This is a genomic window from Acidovorax sp. SUPP2539, assembly GCF_030158975.1.
Classification (GTDB): domain Bacteria; phylum Pseudomonadota; class Gammaproteobacteria; order Burkholderiales; family Burkholderiaceae_C; genus Paracidovorax.
Genome location: NZ_BQXJ01000002.1, coordinates 797,827 through 818,851, shown reverse-complemented (window position 1 = coordinate 818,851; position 21,025 = coordinate 797,827). Strand labels below are relative to the sequence as shown.

The window sequence follows — 21,025 nt, the reverse complement described above, 5'->3', positions numbered from 1 at the left end:
CTGCGGACCGCCCCGGCGGCGCCTCGCCCCCCAAGACAGACCCGCCGCGCGCCGCCGCAGCGGGCCAGCCGTAGAACCACTCCCACAACACGCTGACCCATGTCTTCCCCCAACACCCCTGCGCCCCAGGCGCCGCCGCCCCTCGAAGGCAGCGCGCGCATGTGGGGCACGCTGGCCCTCTCGGCCGCGACGTTCATGAACGTGCTGGACACGTCCATCGCCAACGTGTCCCTGCCCGCCATCGCGGGCGACCTGGGCGTGAGCCCCACGCAAGGCACCTGGGTCATCACCAGCTTCGCGGTGGCCAATGCCATCGCGGTGCCGCTGACGGGCTGGCTGTCGCAGCGCTTCGGGCAGGTGCGCCTGTTCGTGGCCAGCGTGACGCTGTTCGTGATCGCCTCGCTGCTGTGCGGCATCGCGCCCAACATGGCCACGCTGATCGCCTTCCGCGCGCTGCAGGGCTTCGTGGCCGGGCCGATGATTCCGCTGTCGCAGTCGCTGCTGCTGTCCAGCTACCCCAAGGCGCTGGCCGGGCTGGCGATGGCGATGTGGTCGATGACCACGCTCGTCGCGCCGGTGATGGGGCCGCTCCTGGGCGGCTGGATCACCGACAACATGAGCTGGCCGTGGATCTTCTACATCAACGTGCCGGTGGGCATCATGGCCGTGCTGGTCACCTGGAGCATCTTCCACAAGCGCGAATCCGAGCGGCGGGCGCTGCCCATCGACTCCATCGGCCTGGCGCTGCTGGTGATCTGGGTCGCGGCCATGCAGGTGATGCTGGACATCGGCAAGGAGCACGACTGGTTCGCCTCGCCCTGGGTGGTGGCGTGCGGCGTGGTGGCGGTGGTGGGCTTCGCCGCCTTCATGATCTGGGAGCGCGGCGAGCCGCACCCGGTGGTGGACCTCACGCTGTTCCGCATCCGCAACTTCTGGGCCGGCGCGCTGGCCACGTCGGTGGGCTACGGCCTGTTCTTCGGCAACGTGGTGCTGCTGCCGCTGTGGCTGCAGCAGTACATGGGCTACACCGCCACGCAGGCCGGCGAGGTGCTGGCGCCGGTGGGGCTGCTGGCGCTGGTGCTGTCGCCCGTGGTGGGCAAGAACATCGCCAAGGTGGACCCGCGGCGCTTCGCCACCTTCGCGTTCCTGGTGTTCGCGCTGGTGCTGTGGATGCGCTCGCGGTTCAACACCCAGGCCGACCTGACCACGATCATGGTGCCCACGATCATCCAGGGCATCGCCATGGCGTTCTTCTTCATCCCGCTGGTGACGATCACGCTGTCGGAGATCGCACCCGCGCGCATTCCGTCGGCCTCGGGGCTGTCGAACTTCATGCGCATCACGGCCGGGGCCATCGGCACCTCGGTCTCGACCACGCTGTGGGAGCGGCGCGCCACGCTGCACCACGCGCAGCTCACCGAAGGGCTGCAGCAGGGCGGCGTGGCCGTCACGCAGACGCTGCAGGGGCTGCAGGCGGGCGGCCTCACGCCCGAGCAGGCGCTGGCGCAGGTGGAGCGCATGGTGAACCAGCAGGCCTTCATGCTGGCCGCCAACGACATCTTCTATGCGTCGGCCGTGCTGTTCCTGCTGCTGATTCCGCTGGTCTGGCTGGCCCACCCGGTGCGTCCCAGCGCCGGCAGCGCGGACGCTGCGGCCGGCGCGCACTGAGGCCGGGGGGCCGGGGCGACTGTTGCGCCAAGGCCTCACTCCGGGGCATTCGCGCGGGCAGCAAGCCGCCTGCGCAGGCGATGTCATCACGGGTTCATCCGAGATTTCTACAAACGCGGGGCTGCCACCGGCATGCGCCGGCCGGCGGCCCCTGCGTCAAAAAATCCAGATAACCCATGACCTGCCCCTCTGCTCCTGCCCCCAAAACCTTCCGCCGTGCGCGGATGCCCCTGGCCATCGCCCTGGCCCTTCCCTCCCTGCTGCTGGCGGGCTGTGGCGGCTCCGGCGACGGCACGCCCGCCGCCGAACAGGGCCGCTGGACCACCGGCGACCTGCACACCCACACGGTGCAATCGGACGATTCGCGCACGACGCAGACGCTCGACTTCCTGCTCGGCAAGGCCTTCACCACCTACCGCCTGGACTGGATGGCGGTGACCAACCACCTGCGCTCGTCCAAGTACGACAACGCGGCCAACCTGCTGCCCGCTCCCAAGGCCTTCGCCTATGGCATGGAGGCCTATGAGATCCCGCGCATCCAGGCGCTGCAGGCCTCCGGCAACTACGCCGGCAAGCTGATCTTCTCGGGGTTCGAGTGGGACATGCCCACGCACGACCACATCGGCGTGGGCCTCTTCGAGGGGTCCAGCGGCAGCCTGAAGCCCTCCACCAGCGGGGCCAAGGAGTTCCAGTACCTGTTCACCACGGGCGCCGAATCGCTCTTCGACGCGGCGGACGTGGCCCGCTGGAAGGCCCAGTACCCGCAGCGCTTCAACCAGACGGCCGACGACGCGCTCAAGGCCATCGCCTGGCTGAAGGCGAAGTACCCCGACACCAGCTACGCCCTGATCAACCACCCCTCGCGCAACCCGGGCAAGTATTCGATCGCCGATCTGCGCCAGATGAACGACCTGGCGCCCAGGATCGTGTTCGCCATCGAAGGCATGGTGGGCAACCAGCTCGAACCCGACCGCGGCGGCTACACCTCGGCCTACATCGACGCCAACCAAGCCAACCGCACCTACGGCGGCACCGACGCCATCGTGGCGAAACTCGGCGGCGTGTGGGACGCGCTGCTGGGCGAGGGCCGCCGCATCTGGAACATCGCCGACTCCGACTCGCACTTCGAGATCGACTCCAACAACAACAGCAGCGGCTACTACCCTGGCGAATACGCCAAGAACCACGTCTGGCAGTCCAGCAAGGCGGAGGGGGGCATCGGCGGCCTGGTCGACAGCCTGCGCGCGGGCCGCAGCTTCGGCGTCTTCGGCGACCTCATCAACGCGCTGGACTTCAACGTGTACGCCCTGAGCGGCAAGGGCACCATGGGCCAGGAGATCAAGGCCTCGGCCGGCGAGAGCGTGACGGTGCGCATCCGCTTCAAGAGCCCGCCGGTCAACAACTACCAGCGCCCGGTGGCCAGCGGCAACCTGGGCAACATGACGCCCAAGGTGGACCACATCGATCTCATCGCGGGCGACGTGGGCGAGCGCGCGCAGCCCGGCTCGGCCGCCTACCAGCAGGCCACCAACCCGACCACCCGCGTGCTGCGCCGGTTCACGGCCGCCGACTGGACGCAGGACGGCGAGGGCTACTACACCATGGAGATTCCGCTCACCATCGCCAAGAACCAGTACCTCCGCCTGCGCGGCACGAACCTGGGTGAGAACGTGGCCGGCCTCACCGCGAACGGCGAGCCGTTGGCGGACCAGGCGGTGACCACCTCCGACCCGGCCCAGCGCCACGACCAGATCAACGACCGCAACTACGGCAACCTCTGGTTCTATTCCAACCCGATCTTCGTGTCGGTGCGCTGAAGGCCGGGCGCGGCGGGGCGCCTGGCGCCTCTGGACGGCCGGGGCAGGTTGCTATTTATTTAATAGCACAATGCCCTAGAAAAATATGCGCTGAAGCCCTTTTTGGCTCGATCACCGCGCGGGCGCCGGCGGCAGCCCGCTTCACGTCAGGGCGGCGCCGGCCGGCACCCCGCCCCCCGTGTGCCAGCGCGCCTGCAGCCACGCCGCGAACCCTTCCGGCGCGCGGGCGAGGCAGCGTGCGCTGGTGATCACCCTCGGATCGCGCACCCACGCCACCGTCGCCTGCTGGGCGAGCAGGGCCTCGACCAGCCGCACGTCCTCGTGCGCCACGAGCGGCGCGAAACCGCCCGCGCGCCGGTAGGCCGCGGACGAGACGCCGAGGTTGGCGCCGTGGATGTGCCGGTGGCCGTTGCGGTCCTGGTAGTGCGATGCGAAGGCCTGCGCCACGTGCAGGGGGTGCTCGTGCCAGTCCTCCACGCCGATCGTGCCGCACACGGCATCGCTAGCGCAGGCCAGTTGCGCCGTGATCCACTGCGGCGGCACGCGGCTGTCGGCATCGGTGCAGCACAGCCAGCGGGCGCCGAGCCCGACCAGGTGGTCCATGCCCACCGCCCGCGCCGTGCCGACGCAGCGCGCGCCGATCTCCACCACGTCGCAGCCCCACGTGCGTGCCAGGGCCGCCGTGGCGTCCCGGCAGGCATCGGCTACGACCACGATGCGCACGGGTTCCTGCACCTGCGCGGCCGCCGCGCACACCGAATCCAGGCAGGCGCCGATGAGGGCGGCCTCGTCGTGCGCCGGAATGCACACGCCGATCATGGGGCGACCTCCGCCGCACGGGCCAGCCGCTCCTGCGCGCCGCCCGCCTCCGCCACCGAGGTGCCGCCCCCGTTCTGCCACACGTCGATGCGCATGTCTTCGTCGCACCAGCCGCCCACATGGTCGAGCGCCAGGGTGTCCCGCGCCTGCGCGTGGACGCCGTCGCCATGGGCCGGCGCATCGCCCACCGGCGCGCGCCAGTGGCACATCGCCAGGTGGCCGCCGCGCTGCAGATGCCCGGGCACCTGCGCGAGGAAATGGGCGAAGTCGGCCGGCGGCAGGTAATAGGCCAGTTCTGCCACCACGATGAGGTCGCTGGGGGCCTCGGGCCAGTGCTGCGGAAAGCGCCAGTGCCGCAGCGCCACATGGCCGGCGCCGTTCAGCGTGGCGGCGGCGCGCTCCAGCGCCGCCGCGCTGGCATCGGATGCGATGAGCCGGTCGCAACGCGCGGCCAGCGCCACCGTGTTGCCGCCCACCGAGCAGCCGGGCTCGAAGCCCTGGGCATACCGGGGACGGGGGAGCGCGGCCAGCATCAGATCGCGTTTGCGGCGCTCGTACCAGCGCGTGTGCACGCCCCACGGGTCGGCGCTGCGCGCGTGCAGTTGATCGAAGTGCGCGGTATCGGCCAGGGGCGCGCCCATGTCAGGCCATCGCCCACTCGAAGCGGCCGCTCCAGGCCTGCAGCGCCGAAGGCGGCAGCACCGGCGCCACGCCGCCGTCCGGCTGGATCTGGCTCTGGAAGGCGCGCACGGCCTGGGCCTTGGCCTGCACCAGGTCATCGGCCACGGCGATGCGCCGCAGCGTGCGATGGCGCAGCCGCGCGTGGGCCGCGTGTTCGGGCACCAGGGCCCAGACGGGGTATTCGATGCAGCAGGCCCCCACCGTTCGGGCCGCCGCCAGGGCGGCGCGGGCGCAGGCCTCGTGGTCGGGGTGGCCGTCGTGGCGCCACGGCACGAAAACCGTGTCGCCCGGCGCCAGTTGCAGGTGCGCCGCGAGCGCAAGCTCCTCGGCCGCCAGGCCGCCATCGGGCAGGCCCAGGCGCACCACGGTCGCCGCGATGCCCAGTTGCGCCAGGGCGTCGGCCGACTCCTGCGGCCGGACCTGCCGCAGGCGCTCGGCGGGCCAGGCGTGCGAGCCGGGGTGGCTCGCCTCCCCATCGGTGACCGCGTAGACCAGCACCTCGTGGCCACGGCGCGCCAGTTGCGCCACCGTGCCGCCGAGCACCAGCACCTCGTCGTCGGGGTGCGGCGCGACGACCACCACGCGGCTGAAGGGCGCTACCAGCGATTCGGGGGTGGCCGGCAGCAGCCGCGGCTGCGGCGCTGCCGGCACCGGCGTGCGCGCGGGCACGGCCCGCAGGCGCCGGGCGGCGGGCTTGTGGGAAGCGATCACAGCGTCCATGCGTTGTCTCCAGGAAGGGTTTCGTTCGCCTGTGCCGCCAAGCGGCCGAGCACCGCCAGGTCCCATTCGGCATGGCTCTGGCGCAGGAAGACCGCAAGATCCGCCACGCGCTGGGCGTGGTCGGCGTCGCGGCACAAAGGGCCCGCCCCCAAGGCGCGCCCCACATGGTCAAGCGTGGTGGACGCGGCCGCTTCCACGGTGCCGCGCACCTGCAGGGCCTCGCGGCGGCCGAACGGCGGGCCGCCCGCCCGGTGCGCATCGATGGCGGCGGCGGCATGGCGCAGTGCCAGGGCGGACGCGGACAGCGCGCAATCCACCGCGCCCAGGTGGGCGGCCAGCAGGTCGTCCGCCGCCGCGCCGCGCTGCTGCACCCGCTCGCGCAGGCGCTGTGCCACGGCGGCAGCGGCACCGTGCCAACAGGCGGCGATGCCGGCCGCGCCGTGCCAGAAGCCCGGCCGGTCCAGGTAGGCGCCGGGCGCCCCCACGGGCCATGCCGGCACCGTGTCGAACAGCACGTCGACGCTGGCGGTATCGGCCATGCCCACGGCGTCCCAGCCCTCGCGGGTGACGGTGACCCGGGGGTGGTGCATGGACACGGCAATCAGTTGAACCTGCCCGTCCGCATCGCGGGCCGTGGCCAGGGCGGCACTGACGCCCGAGGCGCCCGAGCACCAGCACTTGCGGCCGGAGACCACCAGCCCGCCGTCGGGGCCTGCGGCCAGCTGCAGTTCGGTGCCGGCCGGCCCGCCCGCGGCCCATACGCCCCACAGGCCCTGCGACGGATCGACCGCACGGACCAGCGCGGCGGCGTCGGCATCGCCCAGGATCTCCCGTGCGATGCCGACCGCGTCCAGATGGGACTCGAACAGCTTGCCAATGGCTGCGTCCTCGCCGGTCACCTTGGCGAGCCAGCGAAAACGATCGGCGGTGGTGGCATGGGCCTGCGGGTCGGCATCGAACGCCTGGACCCGGTCCAGTGCGTGGCGCACGGGGGTGCCCAGAGGGAAATCGGTGGGGGGAAGGAGATCGCGGCGCATTCTTCCGACGCTAGGGGGCGGCCCCCGGCGGCCGTGTCAGCCTCGGCCCCCTGCCGCTGTGGGACGCCGGTCGGCGGCCCTCTTGCCACTATTGGACGCCGGTCGGCGGCCCCCTGCCGTTGCAGGACGCGGGTCGGCCGCCTCCGGGCCCGCGGCCGGTCAGGCGGCCCGGGGGGCTCCGCTCAGCCCACGTGCTTGGCGAAGAACGCCAGCGTGCGTTCGCGCGCCAGGGTGGCCGAGGCCTCGTCGTAGGAGCCGCGCTGGTCGCAATTGAAGCCGTGGTCGGCGTCGTACACGTGCACCTCCACTTCCGGGTGCGCCCGGCCGAAGGCCTGCACGCTGTCGAGCGCGATGAAGTGGTCGCGGTCGCCGAAGTGCGCCAGCACCGGAACCTTCGGGGTGCGCGCGCTTTCCTCGGTGGTGGTCATGCCGCCGCCGTAGTAGCAGACGGCGGCCGACAGGCCCTGCAGCTCGCACGCCGCGCGCCAAGTGAGCAGGCCGCCCCAGCAGAATCCCACGATGCCCACCTTGCCGCCGCCGGCCTGCGCCGCGTGGTCAATGGCGGCCTGGATGTCGGGCAGCACGCCCGCGCCGGGCAGCGCCTCGACCCGGGACTTGAGTGCGATGCCGTCCTGCATGTCCTGCGCGCTGTAACCCAGCTCGACCCCGGGCTGCACCCGGGCGAAGGTGGCGGGCGCCACGGCCAGGTAGCCGCGCGCGGCCAGCCGGTCGGCCACGGCGCGGATGTGCGAGTTCACGCCGAAGATTTCCTGCAGCACGACCACGGCGCCGCGCGCCTGGCCCTCGGGCTGCGCGACCCAGGCGGGCACCTTGAAACCGTCAGCCGATGCGATGTCCACGAAATTGCCCATGATGATGCGACTCCTTTGCCGGAAGGGATGAGTGAGAGAGGGTGGTTGGAAGAAAGCGGAACGGTGAAAAGACGCGCCGGCCCGGTGGTGGCCCGGGCCGGCGGATGCTGTAATGCGGGACCTTTCGCCAACGGTGCATTCTTGCAGGAGACGGCAATTGAACAAAGTGGTACTTGTGACCGGTGGTAGCCGGGGCATCGGCGCAGCGACCGCCCGGCTGGCCGCGCGCCAGGGCTGGGCGGTGGCGGTGAACTACGCCCGCGATGCGCAGGCGGCCGACGCCGTGGTGCAGGCCATCCGCGAGGCGGGCGGCCAGGCCATCGCCGTGCAGGCCGACGTGGCGAAGGAAGACGAGGTCGTCGCCCTGTTCGAGGCGGTCGATGCCCGCCTGGGAGCGCTCGGCGCCCTGGTGAACAACGCGGGCGTGGTCGACGTGCCCGCGCGAGTGGACCAGATGAGCGCCGAGCGCCTGCGCCGCATGTTCGACATCAACGTGGTGGGCAGCTTTCTCTGCGCCCGCGAGGCCGTGCGGCGCATGAGCACGAAGCACGGCGGCGCGGGCGGCAGCATCGTCAACGTGTCCAGCGCCGCGGCACGCCTGGGCGCGGCCGGGCAGTACGTGGACTACGCTGCCTCCAAGGGCGCCATCGACGTGCTCACGCTCGGCCTGGCCCGCGAGGTGGCGGCCGAGGGCATCCGCGTGAATGCGGTGCGGCCCGGCCTCATCGACACCGACATCCACGCCAGCGGCGGCCTGCCCGACCGCGTGCGCGACCTGGCGCACCAGGTGCCCATGGGCCGGGGCGGCACGGCCGAGGAGGTGGCCGAGGCCATCGTCTGGCTGATGTCGGAGGCGGCCAGCTACACCACCCTGTCCCTGCTCGAAGTCTCCGGAGGCCGCTGATGGACCTGAAACCGCTCATCACGCTGCTGGCCATCGTGAACCCGCTGGCCATCGTGCCGTTCTTCATCCATTACACCGACGGGTTCTCGCAGCGCCAGCGCCGGCGCACCATCCAGGTGGCGGCCTTCAGCGCGTTCTGCGTGATCGCGGCCTGTGCGCTGCTCGGGCTGCAGATCCTGGAGTTCTTCAACATCTCGCTGCAGAGCTTCCAGGTGGGCGGCGGCATGCTGCTGCTCATCAGCGCGATGAACATGCTCAACGCCCAGCCGGCCGAGGCCAAGCCCCACACCCACGAGCTGGAGGAAGGCGCCGAGAAGGCCGCGCAGGGCGACAGCATCGCCGTGGTTCCGCTCACCATCCCGCTGCTCACCGGGCCGGCCAGCATGTCCACCGTGGTGATCTATGCCGACCGGGCGCAGACCTTCTGGCAGCACCTGGCGCTGGTGGGCTACGGCGTGGTCATCGCCGGCGCCACGGCGCTGTGCTTCGCGCTGGCCGACCCCATCGCGCGCGTGCTGGGCAAGACCGGCATCAACGTGATGACGCGGCTCATGGGCCTGATCCTCGCGGCGCTGGCGGTGGAGGTGATGGCCGAAGGGCTGGGCAAGCTGTTCCCCGTGCTGGTCGCGCGCTGAAGGCACGGCATGGCCACCACCCACGCCCGGTTGCTGCTGCTGGAGGACGACCCCGCCATCGCGCGCACGGTGGCCTATGCGCTCGAGCGCGAGGGGCTGTCCATCGTGCACAGCCTGCTGCTGCGGGACGCGCGCGAACAGCTGCGCGCCCGGCCCTTCGACCTGCTGGTGCTGGACGTGGGCCTGCCCGACGGCAACGGCCTCGATCTGCTGCGCGACCTGCGCCGCGACCCGGCGCACCAGGCCACGCCGGTGCTCATGCTGAGCGCCCACGGCGAAGAACTTGACCGCGTGCTGGGCCTGGAGCTGGGCGCCGACGACTACCTGCCCAAGCCCTTCAGCCCGCGCGAGCTGGCGGCCCGTGTGAAGGCGCTGCTGCGCCGCGCGGCGGCCCCCGCACCGCTGGCGGCGGCATCGGCGCCGCCCAGCCCGTTCCACGACGATGCCGCCGGCCAGCGCGTGAGCCTGCACGGCCGGCCGCTGCCGCTCACGCGGCGCGAATACCGCCTGCTGGCCTGCCTGCTGCGCGGCGCCGGCCGCATCCAGTCGCGCGAGGCCCTGCTCGCCGGCGCCTGGGGCGACGACAGCGAAAGCACCGACCGCACGGTGGACACCCACATCAAGACGCTGCGCGCCAAGCTGCGCGAAGCGGACCCGGCGCGCGAATACATCAGCACGCACCGGGGCATGGGCTACTGCCTGGAGCCATGAGCGACCGCTGGCACCGCTCCGTGCAGCCCCCGATGGCGAGGGCCTGATCCATGCGCCTGGGCATCCGGCTGCTGTTCGCCTTCTTCCTGATCAATGGCATCGCGGCCTTCTTCGTGCTGCGCGTGTTCACCGCCGAGATCAAGCCCAGCGTGCGCGAGGTGATGGAAGACATGATGGTGGACACCGCCAACATCCTGGCCGAGCTGGCGAGCGACGACCTGGCCGCCGGCCGCCTGGGCGCCACCGCGCCCGGCACGCCCGAGAGCCGCTTCGCGCAGCACGTGCGCCAGTACGCGAGCCGCCCGGTCGATGCCGCGATCTGGGGGCTGACCAAGCAGACGCTCGATTTCCGCATCTACGTGACCGATGCCGCCGGGCGCGTGGTGTTTGATTCCGAGCGCAGCGCCGTGGGCGAGGACTATTCGGGCTGGCGCGACGTGGCGCGCACGCTGCGGGGCGAGTACGGCGCCCGCGCCACGCGCGAGGTGCAGGGCGACGACACCAGCGGCGTGATGTACGTGGCCGCCCCCATCCTGGTGGACGGGCCGTCCGGCCGCACCATCGGCGGCGTGCTGACCGTGGCCAAGCCCACGCGCTCGGTGCAGCGCTTCATCGACCGGGCAGAGCGCAAGGTGCTGCGCGGCGGCCTGCTGCTGCTGGCCCTGTCGGCGCTCGTGGGCGTGGCCGTCACCGTGTGGACCGTGTGGCACGTGCGCCGCCTGCGCGATTACGCCCTGAGCGTGCAGGGCCCGGCCGACGGCGGCCTGAACCCCACGCAGCCCCTGGCCGTGCCGCGGGTGCCGGGCGAGTTGGGCGACCTGGCCCGCGCCATGGACCGCATGCGCGTGCGGCTGGAAGGGCACGACTACATCGAAGGCTACGTGCGCGCCCTCACGCATGAACTCAAAAGCCCCGTGGCCGCCATCCGCGGCGCGGGCGAACTGCTGCAGGAGGACCTGCCCCCGGCCGACCGCGCCCAGTTCGCCACGCAGGTGGTCGAGCAAAGCGAGCGCCTGCAGCGCCTGGTGGACCGGCTGCTGGCGCTGAGCCAGCTCGAGCAGCGCCAGCGGGCCGAGGGCGCGGCCGCCGTCTCGCTGCAGGACTGCGCGGCCCTGGCCGTGCGCCAGGCCCAGGCCCGCGCCAGCCAGCGCACCATCGACCTGGTGCTCACGGGCGACGGCGCCGGCGGCCCGTGGGAGGCCGAACTGGTCACGCTGGCGATCACCAACCTGATCGACAACGCCATCGACTTCGCGCCCGCCGGCAGCGCGGTGCGCGTGGAGTTGCAGGGCCCGGTGGTGGCCGTGCAGGACGCGGGCCCCGGCGTGCCGGACTATGCGCTGCCGCGGCTGGGCGAGCGCTTTTTCACCACCGCGCGGCCGGGTGGAGAGCGCAGCGGCTCGGGGCTGGGCCTGGCCATCGTGCGCCGGATCATGGCGCTGCACGGGGGAACGATGGCGGTGCGCAACACCCAGCCCGGGCTGCGGGTCGAACTCGCCTTTCCGGCCGCCTGACGGCGGCGCCCCGGCCACCGGGCCGGCCGCGCGCCGGCGCACTTCACCGTGCACTCACAAACTTCATTTCCGCCTCACGCCCGATCACCACACTGCCCTCCACATCCACTGGCGGAGAGCCTCCTTGAAACACCCCCTGTTCACCAAACTGGCCGCGCTCGCGGCCATCACCCTGCTCCTGCTGTTCGGCCTGGGCCTCATCGAAGACGTGGTGCGCGACCGCCAACGCTACCGCACCCTCACCGCCGATGGCGTGGCGCGCAGCCTGGCGGGCTCGCAAACCCTGCTGGGGCCGCTGATCCACAGCGCCTGCGTGGAAAGCTGGGATGCCGTGACCGGCACCGGCAGCGAGCGCACCACGGTCGAGAAACGGCGCGAGTTCGTGCTCACCGCCATGCCGGACACCCTGCAATTGCGTGCCGGCACCGCGATGCAGGAGCGCTCGCGCGGCGTGCACAAGGTCAACACCTACACCCTGAAGGCACATGTCGCCGCCGAGTGGTCGTCGCTTGCGAGCCTGCGGCCGGACACCACCGTGCAGGGCTCGCGCATGCAGTGCGGCGCGCCCCTGCTGATGATGGCGGTGGGCGATGCGCGGGGCATCCGCGCGGCCCAGCTCACCGTCGGCGGCCAGGCGCTGGCCCTGAAGCCCGGCACCTTCCACCCCGCCTACCCCCGCGGCCTGCATGCCCCGCTGCCCGAAGCGCTGGTGCAGCGGCCAGGCGGCGATACCGGCCCGTTCAAGGCCGAGATGGACCTGGAACTCGTGGGCACCGAGAGCGTGGCCATCGTGCCGCTGGGCAGCCAGACCCAGGTGCAGATGGACGGCAGCTGGCCCCACCCCTCGTTCGCCGGCCGCTTCCTGCCGTCGGAGCGCACCGTGGGGGACAAAGGCTTTTCCGCGCTGTGGCGCCTGTCTTCGCTGGCCAGCACGGCCCAGCAGGACGTGGCCGCCGGCCGCCCCGCGTGCGAGGCGGCCTCCACCGCGGACCGCGCCTACGACACCGCGCCCGCCGACGGCCGCGGCTGCGCCGACAGCTTCACCGTGGCCTTCGTGGACCCGGTCAATCCCTATTCCCTGAGCGACCGCGCCACCAAGTACGGCGTGCTGTTCATCGCGCTCACCTTCGTGGCGGTGGGCCTGTTCGAGCTGATGAAGCGGCTGCGGGTGCACCCGGTGCAGTACCTGCTGGTCGGCAGTGCGCTGTGCAGCTTCTTCCTGCTGCTGGTGAGCCTGTCGGAGCACCTCCCCTTCGGCGTTTCGTATGCCATCGCGGCCAGCGCGTGCGTGCTGCTGCTGGCCTACTACGCCAGCCACATGCTGGGCAGCCTGTGGCTCGGCCTGCCGTTCGGGGCCGGCATCGCGCTGCTCTACGGCCTGCTCTACCTGCTGCTGCAGCTGGAGCAGACCGCGCTGGCCGTGGGTGCCATCGCGCTGTTCCTGGTGCTGGCCGCCGTGATGGTGCTCACGCGACGGGTGAACTGGTACGGCCTGACCGCGCAACGCCCTGTTTCCACCCCTCGTCCGGAGGCCGCATGAGCGCGCCGTCGCCCTGGTCGGCCCACCGGGCTAGCCCCTGGGATACGCATCTGGCCGCGCCAGCGCAGCCGGAGCGCGGCGAGCAGGGCCTGTCGATGGCGCAGGCGCAGCGCCTGCAGCGCTACCACGACCGCCTGCTGTGCGCCCTGGCGGCGCGGGACCGCGAAGCATTGCGCCAGGCCAAGCAGGGCATTCTGAAGGCCGCCTACTGGCCAGGGGCTGCGGATGCCGCGTCCCCGGCCTGGCGCCGCGCCATGCGCACGCTTTCCTGGCAGATGGCGGCCTTGCTGCTGCCCCGCGGGCGCCATTAGCCCGCGGCGAGGGCCGCCGGGCTTCAGGCCGCGACCGCTTCGCGCGCCGGGCGGGGCGCTGTGGCCGTCTCTGTCTGCGGGACCCCATCGTCGCCCGAGCAAGCGCCGCCGCAGCCGTGAATGGCCTGCGCCGGCAGGGCGCCCGGCGCATGAACGGTGCCGGTCGCGGGATCGAAGCCCACGCGGCGCAGGTGCAGGGCGAGCGCCGCGTCCATGGTCTGCGTGTGTTGCGGAAACCACAGGGCCAGCTCCGATGCCATGCGGCGCAGCACGGCCGGCTCGCCCGCTTCGGCCTGCGCCGTGCCCTCGCGCAGCACCTGCAGCACGACCTTGTGCTGCAGGCTGTGGCAGTTGCCCGAGGCGAAACGGGTGGCGGCCATCCAGTCGTCCTCGCGGGCGAAGTGGTCGGCGGTGTGCGACACCAGCGCGTGCCAGGCGCCCAGCAGCTGCGCGTCCGGCGCGGCCTCCACGGCGGCCAGCAGTTCCACGAACTCCTGGTGGGTTTCGTCCATGAGGGGAAGGTCGAGGGCGAGGCCCTCGGACCATTGCAGTGCAGCCATTTCCAGTCCTTGCATCCAGTGGAAGGCCAGCTTAAGAGCCACCGCGGCACCGGGCTTTGATGCAGGTCAGGGCGCCGGCGATCGCGCACCGGGCCACGGCCTGCGGCGCAGGCCTGCCGGAAAGGGGCCGGACATCTGATAATTATTCGATGACTCAGCCGTCCACCCCGGGTAATGCCGCCGCCGCGATGCCGTTGAACGAAGGCGAGCGCGTCGCCGCGCTCCAGATGCTCGGGGTGCTGGACTCGGCACCAGAGCCGGTCTTCGACGACCTGGTGTGGCTGGCCAGCCAGTGCTGCGATGTGCCCATCGCGCTCATCTCGCTGATCGACGAAACGCGCCAGTGGTTCAAGGCCAGCTGCGGCCTGGGCACATCGCAGACGCCGCGCGAGATCGCGTTCTGCAGCCATGCGCTGGCGTCCACACAGATCCTGGAAGTTCCCGACGCGCTGGAGGACCCGCGTTTTTCCAGCAACCCCATGGTGCTCGACGAACCGCGCATCCGCTTTTATGCAGGCGCGCCGCTGGTGGGCAGCGCCGGGCATGTCTACGGCACGCTGTGCGTGATCGACCGGGTGCCGCGGCGCCTGTCCGTAACGCAGCGGGAGGCGCTGCAACGCCTGTCCAGGCAGGTGGTCAGCCAGCTGGAGGCACGCCAGGGCCGCCGGGAGGCCCAGATCCAGGCGGGCACCCTGGGCCGCCTGCTGGAGGCCATGCCCGATGCGGTCGTGTCCTGCGACCCCGATGGATTGCTGGGCGAGTTCAATCACGTGGCCCGGGCTTGGCACGGCACCGACCCTCGCTCCCTGCCGCCGAGCGAATGGGCCGAGCATTTCGACCTGTTCGAGGCCTCGGGTACGCGGCTGCTGGCGACTGGGGACATCCCGCTGCTGGCCGCCTGGCGCGGCGAGACCGTTCGCGGGTTCGAGCTGGTCATCAAGGCGAGGGGCCAGGCGCCCCGGTCGGTGCTGTGCAACGCGTCGCCGTTGTTCTATGCGGACGGCACCAAGATGGGCGCGGTGTGCCTGATGCACGACGTGACGGCGCTGCGCGCCGCCACCCGGGCCGCCACGATCGCGGCCCAGCGCTTTTCGGGCGCCTTCAGCGCCGCTACCCACGGGATGGTCCTGGTCGCTACCACGGGCCACTGGATCGAAGTCAACGACGCGATCTGCGACATGCTGGGCTACTCGCGGGACGAATTGCTGCACATGGATTTCCGGCGGCTCACCCACCCCGACGACCTGATGTCCCACCGCGACCACATCGACCGGCTGGTCCGCAGGGAAACGCAGAACTACCAGCTGGGCAAACGCTACCTGCGCAAGGACGGCGAGACGGTGTGGGCCCATCTGGCGGTCTCGCTGGTGCGGGACGAATTCGACCAGCCCCTGCATTTCGTGGCCCAGATCCAGGACGTCACGGAGCAACGGTCCATGGAGGAGCGCCTGCGCGACAGCGAGCGCCGCATGCGCAGCATCCTGGAAAACACGGAGGATGCCTTCATCGTGGCCGATGAGGACGGCCACATTCTGGAGTGGAACCGCGCCGCCCAGGCGACGTTCGGCTGGCGCCGGGCCGAGGTGCTGGGGCGGCCGATGGCCGAGGCCATCCTGGCCCCGGCGATGCGAACGCGCAGCCTAGCGGCGCTCATGGGCAACGAGGACACGCGGGCCCGCAGGCAGCTCCTTCCGGGATGGCACCGCGACCAGCACGAGTTCCCCATGGAGATCACCCTCAGCCAGGTGCAGCTGGAATCGTCCCGCATCGTGACGGCCTTCATGCACGACATCAGCGAGCGCGTCGCGGCCGACCAGCAGCTGCGCCGGCGCGAAGCCCAGCTGCAGCTGATGGCCGACAGCGTGCCCGCACTCATCGCGCACGTGGACGCGGACCTGCGCTACCAGTTCGCCAACAAGGCCTATGGCCGATGGTTCGGCAAGGACCCCGCGCAGATCGTGGGCCGCTCCATGGATGCAATCCTGGGGCCGGCGCACTTCGCCAAAGCCTGGCCCTACATCGACCGCGTGCTGAAAGGCGAACGGGTGCAGTTCGAGGCAGAGGTCACCAACGCCGCCGGCGAAACCCGGGTCATGTTCGCCAGCTACATCCCCGATGTCCAGCCGGAGGGGCTGGACCCGGCATCGGCGCCCGCAGTCGGGTTCCACCTCACGGTGACGGACATCACCATCCACAAGGATTACGCCAACAGGCTCGCCATCAGCTCCGCGCGGCTGGAGCGGGCCCTCGAAGGGGCCGAACTGGGGCTGTGGGAACTAAACATCGAGGCCATGACGCTGCAGGTGGACGCCCGCGGATCGGCCATGCTGGGCTTCGGCCCCACCGAGGTGACCAAGACGGTGCCCGAATGGACCGCTGCGCTGCATCCGCTCGACCAGGAGCCGAACGTGGCCGCGTTCCGCCGGCATCTCGGCGGGCTGACGGAAAGCTACGAAAACGAGTTCAGGGTGCAGGGCCCGCAGGGGCCATGGATCTGGCTGTTCTCCCGCGGCAAGGTCATCCGGCGCAGCGCCACAGGCGCGCCCTCCACGGTCATCGGCACCTTCATGGACATCACCCAGCGCAAGCTCGACGAAGAGGCGTTGGCGCGCGCGGCCCTGCTGCTGCGGCAATCGGGGGCCATGGCACGCGTGGGGGGCTGGACGCTGAATCCGGCCACGGGCGAGGCGGCGTGGACGGACGAGGTCTACCGCATCCATGACCTGGAGCCGCAAACCGCGCCAGACCTGTCACAGGCACTGAACTACTACACCGAGGCCTCACGCCCCCTCATCGGCGCGGCCGTGCAGCGGTGCATGGACGACGGCACGCCGTGGGACCTGGAGCTGGAAATGATCTCGCACAAGGGGCGCCATCTCTGGGTGCGTGCGCAGGGCGAGCCGACCTACCAGGACGGCCGGATCGTCCAGCTGAGCGGGGCCTTCCAGGACATCACCGAGCGAAAGCACTCGGAGCTGCAACTGCAGCGCCTGAACGCCACGCTGGCGGAACTGTCCTATACGGATGCCCTCACGGGGCTGGGCAACCGCCGCCTGTTCGACGAGGCATTGAGCGCCGAGTGGGGCCGGGCGCGCCGGCAAGACGCATCCGTGGCCCTGCTGATGATCGATATCGACCACTTCAAGCACTACAACGACATGCACGGGCACCAGGCCGGCGACGAATGCCTGCGCCAGGTCGGCGCCGTGCTGCAGGGGGCGTTGTTCCGGGCCCATGAAAAGCCGATGCGCTACGGGGGTGAAGAGTTCGTGGTGCTCCTGCCGGGCACCACGGGCGACGAGGCGCAGGTCGTGGCCCAGCGGGTGCTGCAGGCGTTCGACCATGCCGCCCTCCCCCATGGCGCTTCGCCCCTGGGCCCATACGTCACCCTGAGCATCGGCGTGGCGGCCCTGCAGCCCACGGCGGAAGTGACAGAAAAGCAATTGGTGCGCGACGCGGACCAGGCGCTCTACCAGGCCAAGGCCGCCGGACGGGCGCGTTTCATGCGGTGGCGCTGAACGAACAGCCCCTCGCTGCGGCCGCCGCAAAGCAAAAAAAGGCTTCGCACTGCGAAGCCTTTTTGTTTTTGGCACCCCCATCCGTTCATCCGAACGCGGGGGTAGGCCAACCCGTTTTACTGGTTGTAGACGCGCTTCAGATCGGCAACGCACTTGTCCTTGACGTCACCGGTCGCGGCATCGCAACGCTCCTTGGCGGCCTTGTATTCGGCTTCGCGCTTTTCTTCAGCGGCGTCCTTCTTCACTTCAGCGACCTTGGCGTCCTTCTTGGCCATGTTGTCCGAAGGCTTGGCCTGGGCGCGTGCCACCTTGGCGTCTTCCTTGGCCTTCACGTGGGCGGCCTTGGCATCCTTCACGCAGACGTCCTTGGCATTGCCTTGCTGGTCGTCGCACTTTTCCTTGGCGACGTCGTAGGCGGCGTCAGCGCGGGCTTCGTTCACCTTGTAGGTGGCCTTGTCGCTGGGCTTGTACTGGGCTTCCAGTTCGGCCTTGGCGACCTTCTCGGCGCCCTTGGCTTCCTTCATGCAGACGTCCTTGGCGTTGGCCGTCATGCTGTCGCACTTCTGCTTGTTGGTCTTGTAGTCGGCAGAGATGCGGTCCTTGGCGGCGCTGTGCTCTTCCTTGGTCATGGCCATGCCGCTGGTGGCGAGAAGGCCGGCAGCCACGATGGCCAGAAGATTGCGTGCGTGTTTCATATTTTTCTCCTCAATGTCTGTAAGGGGGTGCGGATGTCGATTTGCCTTGTGGCAGAACGGCGAACACCGCTGGTTTTAAAAAGTGGGAAAGGCCCGGGATTTACTTGTCGAAACGGAATTCGGGGTGGCGGTCTTGCCAGGACTTCAGTTCCTTTTCGGCGGCATCCTTGGCCAGACCCTGGCGCTCTTGCAGCTTGCCCAGGAACTGGTCGCGCTTGCCGGCTGCCACGTCAAGATCGTCGTCCGTCAACTTGCCCCATTGCTCCTTGATCTTGCCGGTGAATTGCTTCCAGTTTCCCTTGACGGTGTCTTCATTCATGGCACAAGTCCTCTTGGTTATTCGCTTCAGCCCTCCACTCCGAGACGGTTTGGAACCCTGGCTGGATGCGATGGACGAACTGTAAAAGTGCCCCCTCGGGGCAGGCGTAGTCATCCGGGGGCAGCACGCGTCAGCCCAGGCCTACGGTTGATAAGGACAAAAAAAAGGGGCGTGCAGTGCACGCCCCTTTCGGCTATTGGCCCATGCGATCAGTGCGCCAGATGCAGCCCGCATTCGCGGTTGTCCTCGCCCTTCGTCGGGTCCACATAGTCGAAGTTGTTGGGCAGTTGGTGGGCCACGAGGTATTCGTACAGGTCCTTGGACGACCAGTGCAGCAGCGGTGCGACCTTGAGCAGGCCGTCGGGGTTGATGCTCACGGGGTCCATCTGCGCGCGCACGGCCGTGTCGGTGGCGCGCAGCGCGGTGAACCACACCTGCGGCGCGGTCTCGCGCAGCGCGCGGGCGAAGGGCTCGAGCTTGACCTCTTCGGTGAAGGCGGCATGCCGCGGATCGTCGAGCGCGGGCACCGGGCCTTCGACGGCCTCGCGGTGGGCGCGCGAGCGGCGCGGCAGGTAGATCGACAGGTTCAGGCCGAGCTGCCGGGTCACCTCGTCGGCGAACTGGTAAGTGGCCTCGGTGTTGTAGCCGTTGTCCATCCACACCACCGGCACGTCGGGCCGGGCCCGCGTGACCATGTGCAGGATGACGGCCTCGAACGGCCGGAAATTGGTGGTGACGATGGTGGGCCGGCCCAGGCCCACGGCCCAGTCCACGAGGCCCTGGGCGTCCTTGCCGAGTTCGGCGTTGATTCTTGCGAGGTCGATGCTGCTCATTCCATGCTCCAACGGGACCGGGCGCGAGCGGCCCGGTGGGACGGGCGATTGTGCCTTTTGCGCCGCAGGGCCGCAGCCGGCCGGCCACGCGCCCCTGCCGCCCGGCGGGGCACCGGAGCGCCGCAGCACAGCAAAAATACAACAATAAGAATCATTCCCATTCTCTTTTTATAATCGGCGTTCCATGCCGCACCCCGCCTCGCTTCCTCCGCCGCCCGAGCCCCTGCTGGCCGCCCTGGTGAAGCACTACGAGGACCTGGTGGGATCGCTGCGGCACCGCTTCGGGGACGAGTGCTTTCCGCGCGAGATCGTGAACGACCTGTGCGTGCGGCTGCTCGAGCGCCCGGTGCCCGGCGAGATCGCCAATCCGCTGGCGTTCCTGCGCCGCGTGGCGCGGGACCTGGCCATCGACCGCTACCGCGCCCAGGCCCGGCGCCGCGAGACGGCGCACGAGCACCCCGAGGCGGACGCCCCCGTCCCTTCGGCCGCGCCGCTGTCGCCGCCGGAACTGGCGCTGGCCGCCCACCAGCGCCAGCGGGCGCTGCTGGCCGCCATCGAGCAGTTGCCGCAGGCCAGCCGCGAGGCGTTCATCCTCACCAAGCTCTACGGCATGCCGCAGGACGAGGCCGCCCGGCGCATGGGCGTCTCGCGCGGGATGGTGGCCCGGCACCTGGCGCGCGCCCTGCGCGACGTGGAGCCGGTGCTGATCGAGGGCGCCGGCCATGCCGCCCGCTGAATCCGCCGCGGCGCCGGCCGCCCGTGCAGCCGGCGCCGGCAACCCTTCCGTGCGCAGCGCGGGCCGCCGCGCCCACTTGCCCATCGACGACGCCCTGGCGCCGTTCGCCGACCTGCTGCGCCAGCATCTGCCCACGCCCGAAGACATCGAGCAGGCGGCGGCCCTGCGCCGCGAGCGACGCCGGCGCCCCGCCAAAGCCCGCGCGGCGGGCGCGGCCACGGCATTAGCAGTGGTAGTGCTGGCGGGGGTGCTGTGGGCCGATCCGGTGCTGCACCGCGAATCGCTGGCTACCGCCGTGGGCGAGCGGCAGGCCCGGCCGCTGCCCGATGGCAGCACGGTGCGCCTGAACAGCGGCACCCGGGTGGAGGTGGCGCTGCACCTGCGCTCGCGCCGCCTGTCGCTGGCGCACGGCGAGGCCGCCTTCGAAGTCGCCCACGCGCCCTGGCACGCCTGGGCGCCCTGGCTGCAGCGCCCGTTCACCGTGCAGGCGGGCGCGGTGGCGGTAGAGGACATCGGCACCGTCTTCAACATCCGCCGCGACGGGACGGCTGCGGCCGGCGACGCGGCCGCAGCCGGCGCCGACATCACCGTGCAGCAGGGCAGCGTGCGCGTGCACGCCGGGACTGGCACGGCACCGGTGGTGCTGCATGCGGGCCAGGCGCTGCACACCCGGCCGGGCACGGCCTGGCCCGCCCCGGTGGAAGCGGACACCGCCCGCGTCGCCGCGTGGCAGGCCGGCCGGCTGCGGCTGGACGCCACGCCGCTCGCCGACGCCGTGGCCGAGATGCAGCGCCACCGCCGCACCCCCATCACGCTGGCCGACGGGCACGCCGCGACGCTGCGCATCTCGGGGGAGTTCGACCTGGACCGCATCGACCAGCTGATCGACCTGCTGCCGCGCCTGGCCCCGGTGCGGGTGGACCGCCATGCAGACGGCAGCGTGGTGATCGGCCTGCGCACGGCACATCAAAAACCATAGCAGGATGCCGGCGCATTGATTGCGGTGGCGCCCGTTTCGATGCCCAGTGCCCGGTCTCCTGCCGAGGGGCTGCCGCTGGCCATTCATTGATTTGGATCGGCGACGTGTACAAACCCGCCCGCTGCATCGGCTCACAGGGGGACGGGCGCACCCTGC

Annotated in this window: 20 protein-coding genes; 11 read left to right on the top strand and 9 right to left on the bottom strand. The window is 70.8% G+C overall.

Going from position 1 to position 21,025, the window contains the following annotated elements; translation table 11 throughout:
• Positions 1–99: 99 nt before the first annotated feature.
• A complete protein-coding gene (locus AVTE2539_RS11330; protein ID WP_284394591.1) occupies positions 100–1,668 on the top strand; it encodes a DHA2 family efflux MFS transporter permease subunit in 1,569 nt (522 codons plus the stop codon).
• A 224-nt stretch (positions 1,669–1,892) separates the two neighbouring features.
• Complete coding sequence (locus tag AVTE2539_RS11325) at positions 1,893–3,485, top strand: S-layer protein (protein WP_284410617.1); 1,593 nt, start codon at positions 1,893–1,895, stop codon at positions 3,483–3,485.
• A 141-nt stretch (positions 3,486–3,626) separates the two neighbouring features.
• Here the strand turns inward: AVTE2539_RS11325 and AVTE2539_RS11320 are convergent, their stop codons facing one another.
• The 5 genes from AVTE2539_RS11320 to AVTE2539_RS11300 all read right to left on the bottom strand — a co-directional run bounded on the left by AVTE2539_RS11320 (position 3,627) and on the right by AVTE2539_RS11300 (position 7,614).
• Complete coding sequence (locus AVTE2539_RS11320; RefSeq protein ID WP_284410615.1) at positions 3,627–4,304, bottom strand: glycosyltransferase family 2 protein; 678 nt, start codon at positions 4,302–4,304, stop codon at positions 3,627–3,629.
• Positions 4,301–4,945, bottom strand: a complete 645-nt coding sequence (locus tag AVTE2539_RS11315) for an SAM-dependent methyltransferase (RefSeq protein WP_284410614.1) — start codon at positions 4,943–4,945, stop codon at positions 4,301–4,303. The genes AVTE2539_RS11320 and AVTE2539_RS11315 overlap by 4 nt, the downstream gene beginning before the upstream one ends.
• 1 nt (position 4,946) lies before the next feature.
• Positions 4,947–5,705, bottom strand: a complete 759-nt coding sequence (locus AVTE2539_RS11310) for a PIG-L deacetylase family protein (protein ID WP_284410609.1) — start codon at positions 5,703–5,705, stop codon at positions 4,947–4,949.
• Positions 5,693–6,742, bottom strand: coding sequence for an acyl-CoA dehydrogenase family protein (locus AVTE2539_RS11305; RefSeq protein WP_284410607.1), 1,050 nt, complete (start codon positions 6,740–6,742; stop codon positions 5,693–5,695). The genes AVTE2539_RS11310 and AVTE2539_RS11305 overlap by 13 nt, the downstream gene beginning before the upstream one ends.
• 182 nt (positions 6,743–6,924) lie before the next feature.
• The gene (locus tag AVTE2539_RS11300; RefSeq protein WP_272565844.1) at positions 6,925–7,614 is read right to left on the bottom strand and encodes a dienelactone hydrolase family protein; all 690 of its coding nucleotides are present in this window, start codon (positions 7,612–7,614) and stop codon (positions 6,925–6,927) included.
• Positions 7,615–7,771: 157 nt separating this feature from the next.
• Here AVTE2539_RS11300 and AVTE2539_RS11295 point away from each other — a divergent pair, with 157 nt between their 5' ends.
• From AVTE2539_RS11295 to AVTE2539_RS11270, 6 genes are all read left to right on the top strand, one after another.
• Positions 7,772–8,518, top strand: a complete 747-nt coding sequence (locus tag AVTE2539_RS11295; protein ID WP_284394602.1) for an SDR family oxidoreductase — start codon at positions 7,772–7,774, stop codon at positions 8,516–8,518.
• The gene (locus AVTE2539_RS11290) at positions 8,518–9,153 is read left to right on the top strand and encodes a MarC family protein (RefSeq protein ID WP_272565846.1); all 636 of its coding nucleotides are present in this window, start codon (positions 8,518–8,520) and stop codon (positions 9,151–9,153) included. Before AVTE2539_RS11295 ends, AVTE2539_RS11290 begins: the two co-directional genes overlap by 1 nt.
• A gap of 9 nt (positions 9,154–9,162) precedes the next feature.
• Positions 9,163–9,864 carry a response regulator gene (locus AVTE2539_RS11285; RefSeq protein WP_284394603.1) on the top strand — a complete coding sequence of 234 codons (702 nt, stop codon included), beginning with the start codon at positions 9,163–9,165 and terminating at the stop codon, positions 9,862–9,864.
• A gap of 50 nt (positions 9,865–9,914) precedes the next feature.
• Entirely contained in the window at positions 9,915–11,378 is a 1,464-nt protein-coding gene (gene creC, locus AVTE2539_RS11280; protein ID WP_284406713.1) for a two-component system sensor histidine kinase CreC, read from the top strand.
• Positions 11,379–11,502: 124 nt separating this feature from the next.
• Positions 11,503–12,918: a cell envelope integrity protein CreD gene (creD, locus tag AVTE2539_RS11275; protein WP_284410606.1), complete on the top strand. Its 1,416-nt coding sequence runs from the start codon at positions 11,503–11,505 to the stop codon at positions 12,916–12,918.
• Positions 12,915–13,229: a hypothetical protein gene (locus tag AVTE2539_RS11270; RefSeq protein ID WP_284410604.1), complete on the top strand. Its 315-nt coding sequence runs from the start codon at positions 12,915–12,917 to the stop codon at positions 13,227–13,229. The genes creD and AVTE2539_RS11270 overlap by 4 nt, the downstream gene beginning before the upstream one ends.
• A gap of 23 nt (positions 13,230–13,252) precedes the next feature.
• On the opposite strand, the gene AVTE2539_RS11265 is transcribed toward AVTE2539_RS11270, so the two are convergent.
• Positions 13,253–13,789, bottom strand: a complete 537-nt coding sequence (locus AVTE2539_RS11265; RefSeq protein WP_284410602.1) for a hemerythrin domain-containing protein — start codon at positions 13,787–13,789, stop codon at positions 13,253–13,255.
• A gap of 149 nt (positions 13,790–13,938) precedes the next feature.
• On the opposite strand from AVTE2539_RS11265, the gene AVTE2539_RS11260 reads away from it, so the two are divergent.
• Positions 13,939–17,307 (top strand): PAS domain S-box protein, encoded by a 3,369-nt coding sequence (locus tag AVTE2539_RS11260; protein WP_284410600.1) that lies wholly within the window; start codon positions 13,939–13,941, stop codon positions 17,305–17,307.
• Between the two features lie 116 nt (positions 17,308–17,423).
• On the opposite strand, the gene AVTE2539_RS11255 is transcribed toward AVTE2539_RS11260, so the two are convergent.
• The 3 genes from AVTE2539_RS11255 to AVTE2539_RS11245 all read right to left on the bottom strand — a co-directional run bounded on the left by AVTE2539_RS11255 (position 17,424) and on the right by AVTE2539_RS11245 (position 19,154).
• Positions 17,424–18,002: a hypothetical protein gene (locus tag AVTE2539_RS11255; protein WP_284406718.1), complete on the bottom strand. Its 579-nt coding sequence runs from the start codon at positions 18,000–18,002 to the stop codon at positions 17,424–17,426.
• Positions 18,003–18,102: 100 nt separating this feature from the next.
• The gene (locus tag AVTE2539_RS11250; protein ID WP_272565861.1) at positions 18,103–18,321 is read right to left on the bottom strand and encodes a CsbD family protein; all 219 of its coding nucleotides are present in this window, start codon (positions 18,319–18,321) and stop codon (positions 18,103–18,105) included.
• Between the two features lie 209 nt (positions 18,322–18,530).
• On the bottom strand, positions 18,531–19,154 hold the full coding sequence (locus AVTE2539_RS11245; RefSeq protein ID WP_272565862.1) for a phosphoadenosine phosphosulfate reductase domain-containing protein: 624 nt from the start codon (positions 19,152–19,154) through the stop codon (positions 18,531–18,533).
• Positions 19,155–19,338: 184 nt separating this feature from the next.
• Between AVTE2539_RS11245 and AVTE2539_RS11240 the strand changes: the two genes are divergently transcribed.
• Both AVTE2539_RS11240 and AVTE2539_RS11235 read left to right on the top strand, forming a co-directional pair.
• Positions 19,339–19,890, top strand: coding sequence for an RNA polymerase sigma factor (locus tag AVTE2539_RS11240; protein ID WP_284410598.1), 552 nt, complete (start codon positions 19,339–19,341; stop codon positions 19,888–19,890).
• Positions 19,877–20,869: a FecR family protein gene (locus AVTE2539_RS11235; protein WP_284410595.1), complete on the top strand. Its 993-nt coding sequence runs from the start codon at positions 19,877–19,879 to the stop codon at positions 20,867–20,869. The genes AVTE2539_RS11240 and AVTE2539_RS11235 overlap by 14 nt, the downstream gene beginning before the upstream one ends.
• Positions 20,870–21,025: the final 156 nt, after the last annotated feature.

Coding starts and splice junctions, on each gene's coding strand:
- AVTE2539_RS11330 (WP_284394591.1), top strand. CDS start 100: ATGTCTTCCCCCAACACCCCTGCGCCCCAGGCGCCGCCGCCCCTCGAA.
- AVTE2539_RS11325 (WP_284410617.1), top strand. CDS start 1,893: ATGCCCCTGGCCATCGCCCTGGCCCTTCCCTCCCTGCTGCTGGCGGGC.
- AVTE2539_RS11320 (WP_284410615.1), bottom strand. CDS start 4,304: ATGATCGGCGTGTGCATTCCGGCGCACGACGAGGCCGCCCTCATCGGC.
- AVTE2539_RS11315 (WP_284410614.1), bottom strand. CDS start 4,945: ATGGGCGCGCCCCTGGCCGATACCGCGCACTTCGATCAACTGCACGCG.
- AVTE2539_RS11310 (WP_284410609.1), bottom strand. CDS start 5,705: ATGGACGCTGTGATCGCTTCCCACAAGCCCGCCGCCCGGCGCCTGCGG.
- AVTE2539_RS11305 (WP_284410607.1), bottom strand. CDS start 6,742: ATGCGCCGCGATCTCCTTCCCCCCACCGATTTCCCTCTGGGCACCCCC.
- AVTE2539_RS11300 (WP_272565844.1), bottom strand. CDS start 7,614: ATGGGCAATTTCGTGGACATCGCATCGGCTGACGGTTTCAAGGTGCCC.
- AVTE2539_RS11290 (WP_272565846.1), top strand. CDS start 8,518: ATGGACCTGAAACCGCTCATCACGCTGCTGGCCATCGTGAACCCGCTG.
- AVTE2539_RS11285 (WP_284394603.1), top strand. CDS start 9,163: ATGGCCACCACCCACGCCCGGTTGCTGCTGCTGGAGGACGACCCCGCC.
- creC (WP_284406713.1), top strand. CDS start 9,915: ATGCGCCTGGGCATCCGGCTGCTGTTCGCCTTCTTCCTGATCAATGGC.
- AVTE2539_RS11270 (WP_284410604.1), top strand. CDS start 12,915: ATGAGCGCGCCGTCGCCCTGGTCGGCCCACCGGGCTAGCCCCTGGGAT.
- AVTE2539_RS11265 (WP_284410602.1), bottom strand. CDS start 13,789: ATGGCTGCACTGCAATGGTCCGAGGGCCTCGCCCTCGACCTTCCCCTC.
- AVTE2539_RS11260 (WP_284410600.1), top strand. CDS start 13,939: ATGACTCAGCCGTCCACCCCGGGTAATGCCGCCGCCGCGATGCCGTTG.
- AVTE2539_RS11255 (WP_284406718.1), bottom strand. CDS start 18,002: ATGAAACACGCACGCAATCTTCTGGCCATCGTGGCTGCCGGCCTTCTC.
- AVTE2539_RS11250 (WP_272565861.1), bottom strand. CDS start 18,321: ATGAATGAAGACACCGTCAAGGGAAACTGGAAGCAATTCACCGGCAAG.
- AVTE2539_RS11245 (WP_272565862.1), bottom strand. CDS start 19,154: ATGAGCAGCATCGACCTCGCAAGAATCAACGCCGAACTCGGCAAGGAC.
- AVTE2539_RS11240 (WP_284410598.1), top strand. CDS start 19,339: ATGCCGCACCCCGCCTCGCTTCCTCCGCCGCCCGAGCCCCTGCTGGCC.
- AVTE2539_RS11235 (WP_284410595.1), top strand. CDS start 19,877: ATGCCGCCCGCTGAATCCGCCGCGGCGCCGGCCGCCCGTGCAGCCGGC.